Origin of the sequence: Limnohabitans sp. DM1, assembly GCF_001269385.1 — a bacterium.
Taxonomy (GTDB): domain Bacteria; phylum Pseudomonadota; class Gammaproteobacteria; order Burkholderiales; family Burkholderiaceae_C; genus Limnohabitans_A.
In genome coordinates this window covers 1-18,828 of the sequence record NZ_CXOO01000035.1, presented here as the reverse complement: position 1 = coordinate 18,828, position 18,828 = coordinate 1, and the positions used below count along the sequence as shown (strand labels likewise).

Here is an 18,828-nt window from a genome sequence, read left to right as displayed (position 1 = left end):
GGCATCCCAACATGAGCAACATGCCATTGCGCCTGATCGTCATGGGGGTGTCCGGCTGCGGCAAATCAACCATGGCTGCGGCCCTGGGCGAGCGCCTGGGCCTGGAGATGGTCGACGGCGATGACCTGCACCTGCCTGAAAGCGTGGCCAAGATGCGTGCTGGCATTGCCCTGCAAGACGCCGACCGCTGGCCCTGGCTGGACCGCATTGGCAACTATCTCGCGCAAGCGCACGAACCAGGCCGCGTGGTGGCTTGCTCGGCACTCAAGCGTGTGTACCGCGACCGCATCCGCGAACAAGCAGGCGATGTGTGCTTTGTTTTTCTGGATGGCGACTTCGATTTGATCCAACAACGGATGCAGCAGCGTGTTGGCCATTACATGCAGCCCGGCTTGCTGGACAGCCAGTTCCGGACCCTCGAAAAACCCCAGGCCGATGAGCTTGATGTCCTCCGCCTGCCCATCACCGAGTCGGTGCAGGACATGCTCCAGCAAGCGCTTCAGGTTTTGCAGACTCGCCTGCACCCTGCCCTCTGAGTTGTTAGAAAGCACCCTCATGTTCATTCGATGTGCATTTTTCCAAGGCCAAGTCAAACCCGGCATGGAGGACGCGTTCAACCGCTATATCCGCGAGAACCTGGTGCCGCTGTGGACCCGCTTCCCGGGCGCACAAGAAGTGCGGGTGCTGCGCCAAGTCGAAAGCGACGTGAATGACCCGCACTTTGGCATGGTGCTGTCGGTGCGTTACCCCAGCCGCGAGGCGATCGAGATCGCCCTGGCCTCTGAGGTGCGCATGAAAAGCAAAGAAGTGTCCAAAGACATGATCGCCATGTTCGATGGCACCGTGTTCCACACCGTCTTCAGCGCCGATGAATACGCGCTGCCCACCGATTGAGTTTCGCGACAGTCCTTTAAATCAACCCGGAGACAAACCATGAAACTTTCCCGCATCCTGCTCGCCTGCCTGGTCGCCGCCGTCGGCTCCAGCGCTTACGCTGCCAAGTTCAACCTGAAAATGGGCCACGCCGTCAACGCCACCGACGGCCAGCACGCCGCCGCCATGAAGCTGGCCGAACTGGTCAAACAACGCACCAACGGCGATGTGGAAATCACCGTGTTCCCGGCCAACCAGCTGGGCAACGATGCGGCCATGATCAACGGCACACGCGGCGGCACGATTGACATCGTCTCCAGCGGCGCGTCCAACTTCAACGGCATCGTGCCCAACACGGCGGCCATGGAATTGCCCTTTGTGTTTCGCAGCGCGCAACACGCCTACAACGTGCTCGACGGTGCGGTGGGCACGGGCGTGCTCAACGAATTGGCCCCGCACGGCTTGAAGGGCCTGGCCTATTGGGAAAACGGCTGGCGTGCCTTCACCAACAACAAACGCCCCGTCAACAAGCCCGATGACTTGAAGGGCCTGAAGATCCGCTCCACGCCCAACCCGTACCACATCCAGGCCTTCCGCCTGCTGGGCATGAACCCCTCACCCATGCCGATTGCCGAGCTGTACACCGCGCTGGAGACCGGCACCTTTGACGCGCAAGAACACCCGATCAACGTGACCTGGTCGTCCAAGTTCTACGAAGTGCAAAAGCACCTGACGGTGAGCAACCACGTGTACTCGCCCCTGGTGGTGGCCATGAACAAGGCCAAGTTCGACAGCCTGCCCGCCAACTACCAAAAAGTGATGGTGGATGCGGCCCGCGAAGCGGCCACCTTCCAGCGCAGCCTGAACGCGTCCAACGCGGGCAAGGTGGTGGCCGACTTGAAGAAGTCCGGCATGCAAGTGATCGAGAACGTGGACATGGCCCCGTTCCAGAAGATCGTGTCGGCCGAGATTGCCAAGACTTTTGGCGAGAAAAACGGCCCGGCTTTGCTCAAGGCCATCGAAGACACCAAGTGATGGTCTGACTGAAAACTCGCCCCCTCTTTGGAGGGGGCTTTTTTTGATCCCCGTATGAAAAAAATCAACGACCTTTTCTTCAAGCTGGCAGAGCTCACGCTGGTCATCATGTTGTCGGCCATGGTCATCATGGTGTTTGGCAACGTGGTGCTGCGCTACGGCTTCAACGACGGCATCATCAGCTCGGAAGAGTTGTCGCGGTTTTTGTTCATCTGGATCACCTTCCTGGGCGCCATTGTCACCATGCGTGAAAACGGCCACTTGGGTCTGGACTCCATCGTGCGCAAGCTCAGCCTTCGCGGCAAAAAAATCGCCTTCGCTGTTTCCAACCTGCTGATGCTGGGCTGCTGCACCCTCATGTTTTACGGCACCTTCAAGCAGCACGGCATCAACGCCAGCACGCGCTCGGCCGTGACCGAAATCCCCATGAGCTGGGTGTATGGCGTGGGCTATGTCACCAGCGTGGCCATGGGCTTGATGATCCTGGGCAAGCTGGTGCAGCTGGCCAAAGGCAACTTCGAGGAAACCGATTTGATCCAGGTGCAAGACTCCGAAGAGGTCGTGATCGCGCACACCCAAGGGGCCCAAAAATGACCGTCGTTGTGTTCATTGTGTCGCTGCTCGCCGCCATGGCGCTGGGCATGCCGCTGGCGTTTTCGCTGCTGGTCTCGGGCGTGGCGCTGATGCTGCACCTGGACAACTTCGACACCCAGATCGTGTCGCAAAACCTGATCAACGGCGCTGACAACTTTCCGCTCATGGCCGTGCCCTTTTTCATGCTGGCCGGTGAGCTGATGAATGCAGGAGGCATGAGCCGGCGCATCGTCAACTCGGCCATGGTGTGGGTGGGACACTTTCGAGGCGGCCTGGGTTATGTGGCGGTGTTTGCCGCCATCGTCATGGCCAGCTTGTCGGGCTCGGCCGTGGCCGACACGGCCGCGCTGGCCGCCGTCTTGCTGCCCATGATGCGCAAAGCCGGTTACCGCATGGACCGCTCGGCGGGCCTGATTGCCGCGGGCGGCATCATCGCCCCAGTCATTCCTCCCTCGATTGGCTTTATCTTGTTTGGCGTGATCGGCGGCGTGTCGATTTCCAAGCTTTTCATGGCGGGCATTTTCCCGGGGCTCATGATGGGTTTTGCCCTGATCGTGACCTGGTGGATCGTGGCCCGCAAGGACAAGGTGGAGGTGGCCGAGAAAGTGCCGTTCAAAGAACGCATCTCGGTGACCATCAACGCGTTTTGGTCTTACCTGCTGGCCATCACCATCATCGGCGGCATGAAGATGGGCGTCTTCACACCCACCGAAGCAGCTGTGGTGGCGGTGGTGTATTCCTTGTTCGTGGGTCTGTTCATCTACCGCGAAATCAAGGTCAAGGATCTGTACCGCATCATTTTGGCGGCCGCAAAAACTTCTTCGGTCGTCATGTTCTTGGTGGCGGCAGCCTTGGTGTCGGCCTGGCTCATCACGGTGGCCAACATCCCGGCGCAGATTGTCGAAATTTTGCGGCCCTTCATCGACAACAAAACCCTGTTGATGGTCATGCTGATGCTGCTGGTGATGATTGTGGGCACGGCGCTGGACTTTGCGCCCACGGTGCTGATCCTCACGCCCGTACTCATGCCATTGGTGCGCGAAGCGGGCATTGACCCGGTCTACTTTGGCGTGCTGTTCATCATGAACAACGCCATTGGTCTGCTCACACCGCCTGTGGGCACGGTGCTCAACGTGGTGTGCGGCGTGGGCCGCATTCCGATGCATGACGTCATCCGTGGTGTCATGCCTTTCTTGATCTCCCAGGTGGTGGTGATGGGTTCGCTCATTGCCTTCCCAAGCTTGGTGATGGTTCCTTTGAAATGGTTGCTGATGCGATGAATGTTCTGAATTCCTTCAATTTATCGGGCCACCGCGCCCTGATCACCGGCTCTTCGGCGGGCATTGGTTTGGCGCTGGCCGAGGCGCTGGCGCAAGCCGGGGCACACGTCGTCCTGAACGGCCGCACGGCCAGCAAGGTGGAGGCCGCAGCTCTTGCCCTGCAAGCCCAAGGTTTGTCGGTCAGCACGTCGGTGTTTGATGTGACCGATGCCGACAGCGTACGTGCTGCCGTCGAGCACATCGAGGTCGATGGCCCGATCGACATCCTGGTCAACAACGCGGGCATGCAGATTCGCGGCCCGTTGCACGAGTATGCCGACAGCGATTGGCACACCATCATGAAGACCAACCTGGACAGCGTGTACTACGTGGGCCAGGCGGTGGCCAAAAAGATGATCCCGCGTGGACGCGGCAAGATCATCAACATCTGCTCGGTGCAAAGTGAGCTGGGCCGTCCCGGCATAGCTCCCTACACCGCCACCAAGGGGGCGGTGAAAATGCTGACCAAAGGCATGGCCATCGACTGGGGCCAGTTTGGCATCAACGTCAATGGCATTGGCCCGGGCTACTTCAAGACCGAGCTGAACCAAAAGCTGGTCGATGACCCGGCCTTCAGCAGCTGGCTGGTGGGCCGCACACCGAGCCGCCGATGGGGCGATGTGCAAGACCTGGGCGGCGCGGCCGTGTTTTTGGCCAGCGACGCCTCACGTTTTGTGAATGGCCATATCCTTTACGTTGACGGCGGCGTGACCGCCACCCTTTGAAGCTTTTGCTAGGAACCTCCCATGAAATCCGTTGTCTGCCACTCGGCCAAAGACCTGCGCATTGAAAACACCGAACTGCCCGCTTTGGGCGAATACCAACTGCGCGTGAATGTGGCCTATGGCGGCATTTGCGGCTCGGACCTGCATTACTACCAACACGGCGGTTTTGGCACCGTGCGCATCAAGCAGCCCATTGCACTGGGCCACGAGATCTCGGGCGTGGTGGATGCTGTGGGTGCGGGTGTGAGCGGCGTGCCCCAAGGCCAACGCATCGCCATCTCGCCGTCGCGCCCCTGCGGCCATTGCCGCTTTTGCCAGGCGGGCCAGCACAACCACTGCCTGAACATGCGTTTTTATGGCAGCGCCATGCCCTTTCCGCACATCCAGGGCGGGTTCAGCGAGCAACTGATCATCGAGGGCTACCAAGCCCACCCGATTGCCGACCACCTGAGCCTGTCCGAAGCCGCTTTGGCCGAGCCTTTGTCCGTGGGCTTGCACGCCATCCAGCGCGCAGGCAGCGTGCTGGGTAAGCAGGTGCTGGTGACCGGTTGTGGCCCGATTGGCTCGCTGCTCATCGGTGCTTTGCGCCGTGCAGGTGCAGCGCGCATCGTCGCTGCCGACATCGCCGACTTGCCGCTGAAGTGCGCCAAAGAGATGGGCGCGGACGAGACCATCAACCTCAAGACCCAGCCACAAGCGCTGGACGCCTACAAGGTGGACAAAGGCCAGTTTGACGTCGTGTTTGAGGCCTCGGGCAGCGAAGCCGCTTTGCGCATGGGCCTGGACACCATCGCGCCGCGCGGCGTGCTGATCACCGTGGGCATGGGCGGCGACATCAGCCTGCCCATGACACAGATCGTGGCCAAAGAGGTGGACCTGCGTGGCACCTTCCGCTTCCACGCCGAATTTGCCACCGCTGTGCGCTTCTTGAACGAAGGCCTGGTCAACGGCAAGCCCGTCATCACCAGCGTTCTGCCCCTGGAGCGCGCCATCGAAGCCTTTGACTTGGCGGCCGACAAAAGCCAGTCACTCAAGGTACAGATTTCTTTCCAAAACGCCTGACAATCACCGTTTTTTCAAGACCCCACTGAAAGTCAACACATGTCGAAAATCGCCCTCGTCACCGGTGCCAGCTCTGGCATTGGCAAAGCCTGCGCCCTGGCTCTGCTGCAAGAAGGCTGGCAAGTCGTTCTGGTCGGGCGTCGCGCCGATGCGCTGGCTGCGGCCGTTGCTGAATCGGGTGCCAACGCTGGCCACGCCCATGCCATCCCGACCGATCTGTCCAAAGAGCCTGAAGTCAAAGCGCTGTTTGAGCAGATCCGCGCGCGCTTTGGCCGACTCGATCTGGTGTTCAACAACGCAGGCATTTCCCTGCCCTACACCTTGCCGGGCGACCTGTCAGGCGACGAATGGCGCCGTGCGGTGGACATCAACCTGAATGGCGCGTTCTACACCTTGTCGTATGCCTTCAAGCTGATGCAAGAGCAAAGCCCGCAAGGCGGCCGCATCATCAACAACGGCTCCATTTCGGCCCATGTACCGCGCCCCGGCTCGATTGCCTACACCGCCACCAAACACGCCATCTCGGGCCTGACCCGCGCTGCGTCTTTGGATGGCCGCCCTTACAGCATCGCCGTGGGCCAGATCGACATTGGCAACGTGGCCTCCGACATGACGCTCAAGATGGCGCAAGGCGTGCACCAGGCCGACCTGAGCATCAAGGCCGAGCCGCGCATGGACATGAGCGCAGTGGTCGAGACCTTCCTGACCATGGCACGTTTGCCCCTGTCGGCCAACATCTTGTTCACCACCGTGATGGCCACCAACATGCCGTTTGTGGGGCGTGGCTGATTTTTAGCTACCGATGGGCGTGTGCCACGCCCATCGCCCACGGGGGGCCGCCTACAAAAGATCTGCATTGCCCTGTAGGAGCCCACCCCTGTGGGCGATGGCTTGTTCGGCGCAAAAGCCCAAACAACAGACCACCATCAATCACCGGCTCACCCGCACCACCGCATCAGCCCGCTTGTGCATATCCGGCAGCAACTCCAAGCCCAAACCCGGCTTGTCGTTCAGGCTGATCATGCCGTTTTTCACCTGTGGCAATTCGGTCACCAACTCCTTGTACCAGCCGCTGTAAAAAGCGCGCACGCTCTCTTGAATCAAGGCATTGGGCGCGTGCAGCGACAGGTGCGTAGACGCGGCCCAGACCACCGGGCCGGTGCAGTCGTGCGGGGCCACGGGTAGCTGCCATGCGTCGGCCATGGCGGCGATCTTGCGTGCTTCGGTGAGGCCCCCGCACCAACTCAAGTCGAGCATGGCCACACCTGCCACGCCGGTTTGCAAATAGTCCTTGAAGCCCCATTTGTAGCTGAGCGTTTCGCTCGCGCAAATCAGCGCCTTGCAGTCCACCGCGTACTGCTTGAGCAAATCGAGGCTGTCCATGCGGATCGCGTCTTCGTGCCAGAAGGTGTCGAACTCCTGCAAGGCTCGTGAGATCTTTTGCGCCATGGGCAAGCGCCACAGGCTGTGGAACTCCACCATGATGTCCATCTTGTCGCCCACCGCATTCCTGATTTTGCGAAAGGGCTCCAGCGCCGTGTTCAGGTCTTGCGGGCTGATGTACTGCCCGTGCGACTTTTCTGCGGCCACATCAAACGGCCAGATCTTCATGCCGGTGATGCCTTCAGACAGCAGCGACTCGGCCACCTCGTCGGGGCGGTGCAAAAAGCCTTGCAGGTCTTCGTAAGGCCCGGCGTTGTTGCCCAAGCCCCAGTTGCTGCTGGTCTGGTTCACGTTGCTGCGGATGTATTGGTAACCGGCACAGGTGTTGTACACGCGGATCTCGTCGCGGCTCTTGCCGCCCAAAGCGGTGTAAACGGGCATGCCCGCGGCTTTGCCAAAAATATCCCACAGCGCGATGTCGACTGCCGAGTTGCCACGCGTTTCCACACCGGACCCGCGCCAGCCCAAATAGCCGGTGATGTCGCGCTGGCGGGACTCGATGGCCAACGGGTCTTGGCCCACCAGTTTGGGCGCGACCCATTCGTGCAAATAGGCCTCGACCGCTTGCGCGCCCATGAAGGTTTCGCCCAGGCCCACCAGGCCTTCGTCGGTGTGCAAGCGCACCCAGATGATGTTGGGAAATTCGCCCAAGCGGATGGTTTCGAGTTGCGTGATTTTCATGGCAACACCCATTTCAGTCGTTAAAAAAGCCCCACAGCGGTCGGCTGTGGAGCTTGCGGGTTCAGCAAACAGGCTGAGCGCGGAGAATCAACCGCCGCGAGACTTCTTCAACTCGTCTTGAACCACCTTGATGGCGTCAGCACCGATCGAGTCCTTGTGCTTGTCGTACACCGAAGCGACTTTGGCACGGATGCGGTTTTGCTCGGCCGCGCTCACCTCGTTGACCTGCATGCCCTTGGTCTTCAGGCTGGCCAGGGATCTTTCGTTCAAAGCACGGTTGGCGGCGCGTTGCACTTTCTGCCCTTCCATGGCCGCTTCACGCAGCACGGCTTGCTCTTGCGGGTTGAGCTGGTCCCACAGCTTTTTGCTGTAAAGCACCAGGAAAGGTGTGTAGGCGTGGCGTGTCACGCTCAGGAACTTTTGCACTTCATTGAACTTGGAGGTCTCAATGGTCACAAAGGGGTTTTCCTGGCCGTCGATGGTCTTGGTTTCCAGGGCGGTGAACACCTCGCCAAAGGCCATGGGCACAGCGTTGGTGCCCAAGGTCTTGAAGGTGTCCAGGAAGATGTTGTTCTGCATCACGCGAACTTTCACACCGTCAAAATCTTCCAGCTTGGTGACCGGGCGCTTGCTGTTGGTGAGGTTGCGGAAACCGTTTTCCCAGTAAGCCAGGTTCACCAGGCCAGCGGCTTCGAGCTTGGCATTGAAGTACTTGCCCGCTGCGCCGTCGAGCACCGCATCGGCTTCTTTTTCGTTGGCAAACAGGAAGGGCAGGTCAAACACCCCCAGCTCTTTGATGATGCCCACCAGCGGCGAGCTGGAGGTGCAGACCATCTCTTGGGTGCCCGCACGCAAGGCTTGGGTGGCTGGCAAGTCGCCGCCCGCTGCACCGCCCCAGAAGGCGGTGATCTTCATCTTGCCGCCGGTTTTGGCGGCCAGCACTTCCTGCATCTTCTTGACGCCCACGCCCACCGGGTGGTCTTCGTTCACGCCGTTGGTGAATTTGATGTTGCGGTCGGCAAACTGCGCCATGGCGCTCGATGCCACCAGGAATGTGCCCGCGATCAGGGCCACCAGATTTCTGCGTTTCAACATGACTGTCTCCTTTATAAAAAAACACACAGGGTTAAGAAATCATCTCAACATCCATTTCATCGGCTCGATGACGATGGAAGGGAAAGCGATCAACAGGGCCAGCACACCGAGCTGCGCCCACAAGAAGGGCAAGACCCCCCTGAATGCCGTGTCCATGTTGATTTTGGCCACGCCACACACCACGTTGAGCACGGTGCCCACGGGTGGGGTGATCAGACCAATGGCGTTGTTCATGATGAACAGCACACCAAAATAGACCGGGTCAATGCCCGCCTTGATGACCAAGGGCATCAGCACCGGCGTCAAGATCAACACGGTGGGTGTGAAGTCGAGCGCAGTGCCCACCACAATGACCAAGAGCATCAGCACCACCATGAGCAAGGTCTTGTTGCCCATGAGCGGCTCCATCATGCGGGCCACTTCGGCCGGAATGTTGGCCACGGTGATCAGCCAGGCGCTGACCATGGCCGCCGCCACCAAAAACATGATGACCGAGGTCGTCTTGCCCGCTGCCAAAATCAGGCCGTAGAGCTTGGACCATGGCAATTCGCGGTAAATGAACGCGCCCACCACAAAGCTGTAGACCGCCGCCACCACCGCCGCCTCGGTCGGGGTGAACACACCAAACTTCATGCCGCCGATGATGAAAACAGGCAAGCCCAGCGCCAAGATGCCTTCACGCGTGGCTTTCAGTTTGTCAGACAGAGGCATGCGCGGTGCGGGCTGCACGTTCTCGCGCTTGGCCAGCCACCACCAGGTCAGGCCAATGGCCACGCCCATCAAAATGCCCGGCACGATGCCCGCCAAAAACAGCTTGGTGATGGACACGTTGGCCGCCACACCGAAGATGATGAAACCAATGGAGGGTGGAATCACCGGCGCGATGATGCCGCCCGAGGCGATCAAACCTGCCGATCGGCCCACGTTGTAGCCGGCACGCTTCATCATCGGAATCAGCAAGGCCGCGAGCGCCGCCGTATCGGCCACAGCGGAGCCCGACAGCGAGGCCATGATCACGGCAGCCATCACGGCCACATAGCCCAGACCGCCCCTGAAATGACCGACCCAGGCCATGGCCAAATTCACAATGCGGCGGCTCAAACCGCCCGCGTTCATGAACTCGCCCGCCAACAAGAAAAAGGGCACCGCGAGCAAGGGAAAGTTGTCTGCGCCATCCACAAAACGCTGCGCCAGAATCTGGCTGTCAAAGGCATTGATCATGCCGTTGCTGGCCATGTAGGCCATCAGGCTCAGGCCGCACACGAGCAAGGCATAGGCAATGGGCATGCCCAAGGCCATGGCCCCGAGCAAACTGAAGACAAAGACGGCGATGGTCATGCGCGGCCTCGCACTTCTGGGGTGGTTTCAGGGGCCATGTCGGCCAGCACCACCTGATCCTCCGACTCGACCACCATCACCAGGTCCGACTCGGCCAGACGACCGGTGAGCAAAAGCATCAGTTTGTGCAGGTTCATGATGCCCATGACGGCGGCCGTGACGTAGCCAATGCCATAAATCCAGATCATGGAAATGCCCACCACCACCGAGATGTTGGTGACCTGCAGATCGTGCATTTTCCAGGTGCCCCAAAAGAACAGGACGTTGCAGCCCAGCATCAAAATTTCACTCAAGAAAAAACACAGCTTCTTGCCGCCCAGCGACAGGCGGCGCACCAGTGTGTCCACCCCCAAGTGGCCTTTTTCGCGCATGGCCACCATGGCACCGATGTAGGTCAGCCAAATGAAGCAGTAACGCGACATCTCGTCAGAGATGGAAATGCCCGAGTTGAAGCCGTAGCGCAGCACCACGTTGCCAAAGACCATGATGACCATGGCGACCAGGCAGGCCACGACCAGAAACTCCAGCAGTTTGAAAAAAGCGTTGATGGTGGTTTGCATGGGTGTCTTGCGGCTCAAGCCACTTCCTTGGCGGCTTTTTGGACGGCCCGTTTTGCAGGCCGGGTTTTCGATTTGATGGCGGTGGCCACGCCCGAGACCACCGGCAATTTGCGGCGCGAAGCCAGCACCTGCTCAATGTCTTGCCGGGCTCCCTCGATCAAAACCATGACCGCCCGTTCGGCCTTGGCCGGGTTGCGGGCGATGACCGCGTTGAGCACCGCTCGGTGCAGGGGCAAAGAAGTCTGGGTGCTGTCTTGATTGCGGGTGGAAATCTCGAAACTGGTACGCAGCAAGGCATTGAGCGCCTTGCTCATTTGCACCAGCATGCGGTTGTGCGAGGCCTGCAACAAACCTTCGTGAAACCGCAGGTCGTGTGTCACGTAATCACCGCCCTCTTCCACCGCTTGTTTCATGCCAGCGTAGGCGGCTTCGATGTGGGCAATGTCCTCGGGCGTGGCCCGCTCGGCAGCCAGGCGCACAGCGGCCGGCTCCACCACACGCCGCAGCTCTTGCAGGTCTTTCAAAAACTCGGGCGTCAGGCCGCAGCGGGCCTGCCAGGCCACCACATCGGGGTCAAACCAGTTCCAGTGCGCATCGGGCATGACGCGGGTGCCCACCTTGGGGCCGGTGGAGAGCAGGCCCTTGGCCACCAAAGACTTGATGGCCTCGCGCACCACAGTGCGGCTCACGCCCAGCTCTTCGCACAAAATCGGCTCGGGCGGCAAACTCGCGCCCACCGCATAACGGCCAGACAAAATGGCCTGGCCCAGTAAATCAAGAGAATTTTTGTGGAAATTGTTCGTCATGCGGTTATCAATTCAGCGGCCTATCATATGATGATTGATTGCCCGACACAGACTCTGGTAAACCCTAGGCCCAGTCGTCTTGGTGTCTAGGGTTTGCCCGATGTCGCTGGCTTTACAAAGCCTGTTTGTTTTTCTATCGTCATACGATAGGATTTTCAGGATTCAAAACCGACTCCCAACCTGGACACGCACCATGAGCGACAACAACGGCAGCCCTCCCCGCAAGAAACCCGAAGACCTGCGCAGCCAGCAATGGTTTGGACGCCAAGACCGCGATGGCTTTGCCTACCGCAGCTGGGTCAAGGGAAAAGGCGTGCCGCACGACCAGTTTGACGGCCGCCCGGTCATTGGCATCTGCAACACCTTCAGCGAACTCACGCCCTGCAACTCGCACTTTCGCACCCTGGCCGAGCAGGTCAAGATCGGCGTGTACGAGGCGGGTGGCTTTCCGCTCGAATTCCCCGTCATGTCGCTGGGCGAAACCCTGCTGCGCCCCACGGCCATGCTGTACCGCAACCTGGCCAGCATGGACGTGGAAGAATCCATTCGCGGCAACCCGATCGACGGCGTGGTGCTGCTGATGGGTTGCGACAAAACGACCCCAAGCTTGCTGATGGGCGCGTCCAGCGTGGGCCTGCCCACCATTGGCGTCTCGGGCGGCCCCATGCTGAACGGCAAATGGCGCGGCCAAGAACTGGGCTCGGGCACGGGCGTGTGGAGCATGAGCGAGCAGGTACGGGCGGGCACGCTCAAACTGACCGACTTTTTTGAAGCGGAGAGCTGCATGCACCGAAGCCATGGCCACTGCATGACCATGGGCACCGCCAGCACCATGGCCAGCATGGTCGAGGCACTGGGCATTGGCCTGCCTGGCAACGCGGCGTATCCGGCTGTGGACGGCCGCCGCAATGTGCTGGCGCGCGACGCCGGACGGCGCATTGTCGAGATGGTGCACACCGACCAGACCATCAGCAAGGTGCTGACCCGCGAAGCCTTTGAAAACGCTATCCGCACGCTGGCCGCCATTGGCGGCTCGACCAACGCGGTGATCCACCTGATCGCGATTGCGGGCCGTTTGGGGCTGAAGCTCACGGTGGACGATTTCGAGCGCCTGGGCAGCGAACTGCCTTGCCTCTTGAATCTGCAGCCGTCCGGCGATCACCTGATGGAAGACTTCTGTTATGCAGGGGGTTTGCCCGTGGTGATGAAAGAGATCGAGCACCTGCTGCACAAAGACATCGTCACCGTGAGCGGCAAGACGGTGAGCGAGAACATCGCCAGCGCCGTGAATTACGACCCACGCGTCATCAAGACTTTCGAGGCCCCATTCAAAGAGAAAGCCGGCATCGCCATCCTGCGTGGCAACTTGGCCCCGCGCGGTGCGGTCATCAAGCCCAGTGCTGCCACACCTGCACTGATGGTGCACACCGGCCGCGCCGTGGTGTTTGAAGACAGCCACGATTTCCACAAGCGCATCGACGACGAGAGCTTGGATGTGGACGAGAACTGCATTTTGGTGCTCAAGAACTGCGGCCCCAAGGGCTACCCCGGCATGGCCGAGGTGGGCAACATGCCGCTGCCGCCCAAGGTGCTGCGCAAGGGCATCACCGACATGGTGCGCATCTCGGACGCCCGCATGAGCGGCACGGCTTATGGCACCGTGGTGCTGCACACCACGCCCGAAGCGGCCGCAGGTGGCCCGCTGGCTGTGGTGCAAAACGGCGACATGATCGAGCTGAACGTGCCCGAGCGCAAACTGCAGCTGCTGATCAGCGACGAAGAGCTGGCCCGCCGCCTGGCCCTGTGGGAAAAGCCCGCACCGGCCATGAACTCGGGTTACTGGAAACTCTACATCGACCATGTGCTGCAAGCCGACGAAGGCGCGGACATGGACTTTCTGGTCGGCCAGCGCGGCTCGGCCGTGCCCAAAGACAACCACTGATTTTCAAGGAAACACCATGCGTATTTTGATCACCGGCGGTGCCGGATTTTTGGGTGCACGACTGGCCCGCGAGATTTTGAAACGTGGCCAACTCAATGGCCAAAGCGTCAGCGAATTGGTCATTGCCGACCTGTTCCCCGCCCCCGCCGATTTGTTGGCCGACCCTCGGGTCAAGGGCTATGCGGGTCCCATGCTGGAACAAGGTGATTTGTTCAAGAGCGGCTTTGATGGCGTGTTCCATTTGGCTTCGGCCGTCTCGGGCGAGTGCGAGCTGGACTTTGATCTGGGTCTGCGCTCCAACGTGGACAGCAGCCGCTTGTTGCTCGACAGCATCCGTGCGTCCGGTCAGGCATCGCGCTTGGTGTTCGCCAGCTCGGTGGCCGTGTTCGGCCCCGACGCGGCCAACCCCATGCCTGCGCTGGTGGCCGACACCACCTTGCCCACGCCACAAACCTCGTATGGCACGCACAAGCTGATGATCGAGTACATGGTGGCCGACTACACCCGCAAGGGCTATATCGACGGTCGCGCCGCGCGCCTGATGACGGTGGCCGTGCGCCCTGGCAAACCCAACGGCGCAGCGTCTTCGTTCTTCAGCGGCATCATCCGCGAGCCTTTGGCGGGCACAGCCACCACCTGCCCAGTAGACGCCACCGTGTCGCACCCCATCTCTTCGCCGGGCAACACCGTGCACGGTTTGATCACCGTGTTCGAAGCCAGCCGCGAAGCCTTCGGTGGCCGCATGGCGCTGAACCTCCCCGGCCTGAACGTCAAGGTCAGCGACATGCTGGCCGCGCTGGAAAAAGTCGCAGGACCTGCCGTGCGTGCCCGCGTGACTTTTGAAAAAGACGAGCGCATCGCAGGCATTGTGGACAACTGGGCCAAGGGCTGCACCTTCGAGCGCGCACACGCGCTGGGCCTTAGGGCCGATGCCAGCTACGAGGCCATCATTGAGCAGTACATCGAGGACTGCAAAACCCGCCCGGGCTACCCGGCCGAGGCTTTGAACGGCTTGAAGTGAACGACAAAAAAGGCCGCCACGCGCATGCTGCGTGGCGGCCTTTTTTCGTTTGATTCAGGGTTGAAGATTTAAAAATGCGTGCTGATCGCCCCGCTGATGCGCCCATCGTCTTCGATGACCGCCATCCAGCGCCATTTGTCAAAGGTGGTGCAGGGGTGAGAAATGCCCAAGGCCACGCGGTCACCCACTTGTGGCCATTGGCCATGGGCATCAAACACCATGTGCGCGTGCTGGTCACTCAGCGCTTTGACTTTCCACGACTCGGGCGTGGCCTGCATGGCCCCCTCACCTCGTTGTCCGCGTGCCGCCCAACGCACCGGCATAGGCATGCATTGGTCAAAGGACAGATCGCGCCGCCCCGCACTCAAAATGGCCAGCCCCGGCTCGGGCACCGACTGCACCTTGGCCCAGACCTCCAGCGCAGGCTGAAGCGATGCGCTCAAGCCCTCACGCGCCTCCACCAGCTTCAGGTATCGGGCGTAATTCCAGTGGTCGTGCGTGACATAACAGCCCGAGCGCAACACCCCTTGCACTGGCCGACTCTTGACCTGGGTTTTGAGCATGGGGATCACCAAATCGAACACCGCCGAGCCGCCTGCCGACAACAAGACCTCGTCGCCGCCCCACAGGTGCTGTTCATCGATTTGTTGCACCAGCGCCTGCACGCTGCGCACCAGCGCGCTCACGGCTTCCATGTCGTGGGCGCTGTCGCATTGACCCAGCCCACCTTCGTAGCACTCCACGCCGCCCAAACGCACCACGCCCGACTCTGCCATGGCTTGAGCCAAAGCCAGGGCCTGTTCGTGGGTGCGGCAGCCGGTGCGGTAGCCCGCGATGCCCAACTCCAAAAGCACATCCCAGCAACGCGGCTGACCGCGCCGTGCGCCCCAGTCGGCCAAGGTTCGCAGCTGCGCCAGCGAATCGACCAAAAACCAGACCCGTGCTTGCGGGTACTGGTTCAGCAACAAGTCCAACCCGTCCAGGTCGGCATCCGACACCAACTGGTTGGCGATGATGGCGCGTTGCACCCCCGCCGCCAGGCCCACACGCAACTGGTGCACATTGGCAAAAGTCAGGCCCCAGGCCCCGGCTTGCAGTTGCATGCGAAACAGCTCGGGCGACATGGTGGTCTTGCCGTGCGGGGCCAGGGCCACACCTTTGCGCTGCACAAAGTTCTGCATCCAGGCCAGGTTGTGCGTGAGGGCTGGGCGGCGCAGCACGGCCACCGGGTAAGCCAGCGCATCATCGAGCAGGTGCCAGCCGCGCTGCCCCAGCGCCGAAACATGGCAAGGCTCGGCCGCCAAGGGGTAGCCCTTGCAGCTCGCATTCAGTACAAAATCGCTTTCAGTGCCTGCTGTCCACATGTTGTTTGTCTCCAAGATGTCGGCCATCGCGGTCCGCGTTGGACAATGATTCTCCCACCTCCACCCCAGAATTTACTTCTGCCCCGTCGCCCTTTTTTGACATGACCCACCCCAAACCAACCCTGGACATCGTGGCGCTTGGCGAAGCCATGGTCGAGTTCAACCAGCGGCCCCATGAACATGCAGGCGACGCCCCGCTGTACCAACAAGGCTTTGGCGGCGACACCAGCAACGCCGCCATTGCCGCGGCCCGCGCTGGGGCGAATGTGGCCTACCTGACACGTCTGGGCACCGACCGTTGGGGTGATCGCCTGATGGACCTGTGGCAGCGCGAAAACGTGGACACCACCACCGTGCTGCGCGACAACCAAGCGCCCACCGGCATGTACTTTGTGAGCCACGACGCGCAAGGCCACCACTTCAGCTATGCGCGTGCGGGCTCGGCTGCCAGCCGCATGCAGCCCCAGGAACTGACGCATTGGACCGATTCAATAGCCCGCAGCCAGTGGCTTCACCTGTCGGGCATCTCTTTGGCCATTTCCGCCACGGCCTGCGACACCGCGTTTGCAGCCATGGCCCATGCCCGCAGCAGCGGCACGCGAGTGGCGCTCGACTCCAACCTGCGTTTGTCGCTGTGGCCCCTGGCCCGGGCGCAGGCCTGCATCCACCACGCCGTCAGTTTGTGCGATCTGTTTTTGCCCAGCCTGGAAGACATGACCGCGCTCACCGGCCTCACCCAAGCGGCCGACATCGTCGCCTGGAGCCATGCCCAAGTTGCGGCGCAGGTGGTGCTCAAACTGGGGGCCGACGGGGCGCTGGCCAGCGACGGCAAAAACCAGCAACGCCTGCCGGGCCATGTGGTCACAGCCGTTGACGCCACGGGCGCGGGCGACTGTTTTGCCGGCAACCTGCTGGCGCGTTTGTCGGCGGGCGACGACTTGTGGGCCGCCACCACTTACGCCAACGCCGCCGCCGCGCTGTCGGTGCAAGGCTTCGGTGCGGTCGGCCCTTTGCCCACACGCGAGGCCGTGCTGAAGGTGTTGAACGCCCCCTCGAAAGGCCCAACAGCATGAGCAACACAAGACCTTTGATCGCCATCGACTGGGGCACCTCTTCGCTGCGCGGTGCGCGGCTCGGTGCCAGCGGCCAGGTGCTCGAATCCCGCGAATTTCCACGCGGCATCCTCACCGTGCCGCCCGGCCAGTTTGAAGCGGTGTTTGATGAACTCTTTGGCGACTGGATGCAAGTGCCGGGAGCGCTCTGCCTGATCTCGGGCATGGCGGGCAGCCGCCAGGGCTGGCAAGAAGCGCCCTACTGCCCCTGCCCCGCAGGATTTGCCGAGTTGGGCCAGCACCTGCTGTGGCTGAAAACTGGGCGCATCGCTTTGGTGCCGGGCCTGAGTTGTTTGGGTTCAGACGCACTGAACACCCCCGATGTGATGCGCGGCGAAGAGGTGCAAATTTTTGGGGCCCTGCACTTGGAGGGCCGCGACAGCGCCACGCTGGTGCTGCCCGGCACCCACAGCAAATGGGTGCAGGTGCAAGGCGGGCGCGTCACGCAGTTCCAGACCTTCATGACCGGCGAGGTGTTTGCGCTGATGAGCCAGCACTCGATTTTGGGCAAAACGATGGACCTGCAGGGCGCTTTTGACGAAACGGTTTTTTTGCAAGGCGTGGACACAATCCAGCAAAACCAGCAACGCGGCAGTGTGCTGCACCACCTGTTTGCGGTGCGCACGCTGGGCTTGTTTGAACGCCTGAGCGCAGCCCAATTGCCCAGTTATCTTTCGGGCCTGCTGATCGGCGAAGAGCTGCGCCACCAGACGGCAGCAACCCACACCGAGCCGGTGATTTTGATCGGCAGCGAAGCGCTGACGCTGCGCTACACCCTGGCCCTGCAGCACCTGCGCATCCCCTGCCAAAGCCGGGGGGCCGAGGCCACCTGGGCGGGCTTGTTTGCGCTGGCATCGGCATGCTGAGCTTCACAAATCGCCACCCTTTGAGACCCCCCTCTGCAGGAGCCCACCCCATGGGCGATCGGCGTGGCTCACGCCCTGAAAACCATCGCGCACAGGGTGCGCTCCTACAGCACATGCGTCTGCCTTCTTTTGTAGGAGCCCACCCCGTGGGCGATGGGCGTGGCTCACGCCCTGAAAACCATCGCGCACAGGGTGCGCTCCTACAGCACATGCGTCTGCCTTCTTTTGTAGGAGCCCACCCCGTGGGCGATGGGCGTGGCACACGCCCTGAAAACCATCGCGCACAGGGTGCGCTCCTACAGCACATGAGCCTGCCTTCCTTTGTAGGAGCCCACCCCGTGGCCGATGGGCGTGGCACACGCCCTGAAAACCATCGCGCACAGGGTGCGCTCCTACAGCACATGCGCCTGCCTTCCTTTGTAGGAGCCCACCCCGTGGGCGATGGGCGTGGCACACGCCCTGAAAACCATCGCGCACAGGGTGCGCTCCTACAGCACATGAGCCTGCCTTCCTTTGTAGGAGCCCACCCCGTGGCCGATGGGCGTGGCACACGCCCTGAAAACCATCGCGCACAGGGTGCGCTCCTACAGCGCATGCGCCTGCCTTCTTTTGTAGGAGCCCACCCCGTGGGCGATCGGCGTGGCACACGCCCTGAAAACCATCGCGCACAGGGTGCGCTCCTACAGCGCATGCGCCTGCCTTCTTTTGTAGGAGCCCACCCCGTGGGCGATGGGCGTGGCACACGCCCTGAAAACCATCGCGCACAGGGTGCGCTCCTACARCRCATGCGCCTGCCTTCTTTTGTAGGAGCCCACCCCGTGGGCGATGGGCGTGGCACACGCCCTGAATCAACCATCACCACCTCAAAATGACACCCCACACCCACCCCGCTCAAACCCTGGCGCAAGCCATGGCCCAACTGCCCTTGATCGCCATCCTGCGCGGCCYCACSCCCGYTGAAGCMCCCGCCATTGGCGATTCGCTGGTGGCCA

19 protein-coding genes are annotated in these 18,828 nt (G+C 61.3%); 13 read left to right on the top strand and 6 right to left on the bottom strand.

All coding sequences use genetic code 11. The annotated features are described in order from the left end of the window. Positions 1–11: 11 nt before the first annotated feature. Genes AMM33_RS14285 through AMM33_RS14250 form a run of 8 tightly spaced genes read left to right on the top strand, consistent with a single transcriptional unit; the run spans position 12 to position 6,397 of the window. Positions 12–536 (top strand): gluconokinase, encoded by a 525-nt coding sequence (locus tag AMM33_RS14285; protein WP_090141979.1) that lies wholly within the window; start codon positions 12–14, stop codon positions 534–536. Positions 537–555: 19 nt separating this feature from the next. Further along, positions 556–894, top strand: a complete 339-nt coding sequence (locus tag AMM33_RS14280) for a hypothetical protein (protein ID WP_053169794.1) — start codon at positions 556–558, stop codon at positions 892–894. A 39-nt stretch (positions 895–933) separates the two neighbouring features. After that, complete coding sequence (locus tag AMM33_RS14275) at positions 934–1,908, top strand: TRAP transporter substrate-binding protein (RefSeq protein ID WP_090141978.1); 975 nt, start codon at positions 934–936, stop codon at positions 1,906–1,908. A 54-nt stretch (positions 1,909–1,962) separates the two neighbouring features. Continuing rightward, on the top strand, positions 1,963–2,502 hold the full coding sequence (locus AMM33_RS14270) for a TRAP transporter small permease (protein WP_090141977.1): 540 nt from the start codon (positions 1,963–1,965) through the stop codon (positions 2,500–2,502). Continuing rightward, positions 2,499–3,782 carry a TRAP transporter large permease gene (locus tag AMM33_RS14265; RefSeq protein ID WP_090141976.1) on the top strand — a complete coding sequence of 428 codons (1,284 nt, stop codon included), beginning with the start codon at positions 2,499–2,501 and terminating at the stop codon, positions 3,780–3,782. The genes AMM33_RS14270 and AMM33_RS14265 overlap by 4 nt, the downstream gene beginning before the upstream one ends. Beyond that, complete coding sequence (locus tag AMM33_RS14260) at positions 3,764–4,546, top strand: SDR family oxidoreductase (RefSeq protein ID WP_090141975.1); 783 nt, start codon at positions 3,764–3,766, stop codon at positions 4,544–4,546. The genes AMM33_RS14265 and AMM33_RS14260 overlap by 19 nt, the downstream gene beginning before the upstream one ends. Positions 4,547–4,567: 21 nt before the next feature. After that, positions 4,568–5,608, top strand: a complete 1,041-nt coding sequence (locus AMM33_RS14255; protein WP_090141974.1) for an L-idonate 5-dehydrogenase — start codon at positions 4,568–4,570, stop codon at positions 5,606–5,608. A gap of 39 nt (positions 5,609–5,647) precedes the next feature. Continuing rightward, positions 5,648–6,397 carry an SDR family oxidoreductase gene (locus AMM33_RS14250; protein ID WP_090141973.1) on the top strand — a complete coding sequence of 250 codons (750 nt, stop codon included), beginning with the start codon at positions 5,648–5,650 and terminating at the stop codon, positions 6,395–6,397. A 141-nt stretch (positions 6,398–6,538) separates the two neighbouring features. On the opposite strand, the gene AMM33_RS14245 is transcribed toward AMM33_RS14250, so the two are convergent. The 5 genes from AMM33_RS14245 to AMM33_RS14225 all read right to left on the bottom strand — a co-directional run bounded on the left by AMM33_RS14245 (position 6,539) and on the right by AMM33_RS14225 (position 11,531). Then, entirely contained in the window at positions 6,539–7,732 is a 1,194-nt protein-coding gene (locus tag AMM33_RS14245; protein ID WP_090141985.1) for a mandelate racemase/muconate lactonizing enzyme family protein, read from the bottom strand. An 87-nt stretch (positions 7,733–7,819) separates the two neighbouring features. Further along, the gene (locus tag AMM33_RS14240; RefSeq protein ID WP_090141972.1) at positions 7,820–8,827 is read right to left on the bottom strand and encodes a TRAP transporter substrate-binding protein; all 1,008 of its coding nucleotides are present in this window, start codon (positions 8,825–8,827) and stop codon (positions 7,820–7,822) included. A 39-nt stretch (positions 8,828–8,866) separates the two neighbouring features. Continuing rightward, entirely contained in the window at positions 8,867–10,165 is a 1,299-nt protein-coding gene (locus tag AMM33_RS14235) for a TRAP transporter large permease subunit (protein WP_090141971.1), read from the bottom strand. After that, positions 10,162–10,725 (bottom strand): TRAP transporter small permease, encoded by a 564-nt coding sequence (locus tag AMM33_RS14230; RefSeq protein WP_090141970.1) that lies wholly within the window; start codon positions 10,723–10,725, stop codon positions 10,162–10,164. Before AMM33_RS14230 ends, AMM33_RS14235 begins: the two co-directional genes overlap by 4 nt. A 14-nt stretch (positions 10,726–10,739) precedes the next feature. Further along, complete coding sequence (locus AMM33_RS14225) at positions 10,740–11,531, bottom strand: FadR/GntR family transcriptional regulator (protein WP_090141969.1); 792 nt, start codon at positions 11,529–11,531, stop codon at positions 10,740–10,742. Between the two features lie 193 nt (positions 11,532–11,724). Between AMM33_RS14225 and AMM33_RS14220 the strand changes: the two genes are divergently transcribed. Together AMM33_RS14220 and denD are read left to right on the top strand one after the other, a co-directional pair. Continuing rightward, entirely contained in the window at positions 11,725–13,473 is a 1,749-nt protein-coding gene (locus AMM33_RS14220) for an IlvD/Edd family dehydratase (RefSeq protein ID WP_090141968.1), read from the top strand. Between the two features lie 16 nt (positions 13,474–13,489). Next, positions 13,490–14,494 (top strand): D-erythronate dehydrogenase, encoded by a 1,005-nt coding sequence (gene denD, locus AMM33_RS14215; protein ID WP_090141967.1) that lies wholly within the window; start codon positions 13,490–13,492, stop codon positions 14,492–14,494. A gap of 68 nt (positions 14,495–14,562) precedes the next feature. Here the strand turns inward: denD and AMM33_RS14210 are convergent, their stop codons facing one another. Next, a complete protein-coding gene (locus AMM33_RS14210; protein ID WP_228768139.1) occupies positions 14,563–15,885 on the bottom strand; it encodes an alanine racemase in 1,323 nt (440 codons plus the stop codon). Positions 15,886–15,959: 74 nt separating this feature from the next. Here AMM33_RS14210 and AMM33_RS14205 point away from each other — a divergent pair, with 74 nt between their 5' ends. From AMM33_RS14205 to AMM33_RS14195, 3 genes are read left to right on the top strand one after another with little or no spacing between them, the layout of a single operon-like run. Next, complete coding sequence (locus AMM33_RS14205; RefSeq protein WP_090141966.1) at positions 15,960–16,931, top strand: sugar kinase; 972 nt, start codon at positions 15,960–15,962, stop codon at positions 16,929–16,931. Next, the gene (locus tag AMM33_RS14200; protein ID WP_090141965.1) at positions 16,928–17,836 is read left to right on the top strand and encodes a 2-dehydro-3-deoxygalactonokinase; all 909 of its coding nucleotides are present in this window, start codon (positions 16,928–16,930) and stop codon (positions 17,834–17,836) included. The genes AMM33_RS14205 and AMM33_RS14200 overlap by 4 nt, the downstream gene beginning before the upstream one ends. A 50-nt stretch (positions 17,837–17,886) precedes the next feature. After that, positions 17,887–18,708: a hypothetical protein gene (locus AMM33_RS14195; RefSeq protein ID WP_194945467.1), complete on the top strand. Its 822-nt coding sequence runs from the start codon at positions 17,887–17,889 to the stop codon at positions 18,706–18,708. Positions 18,709–18,828 lie beyond the last annotated feature (120 nt).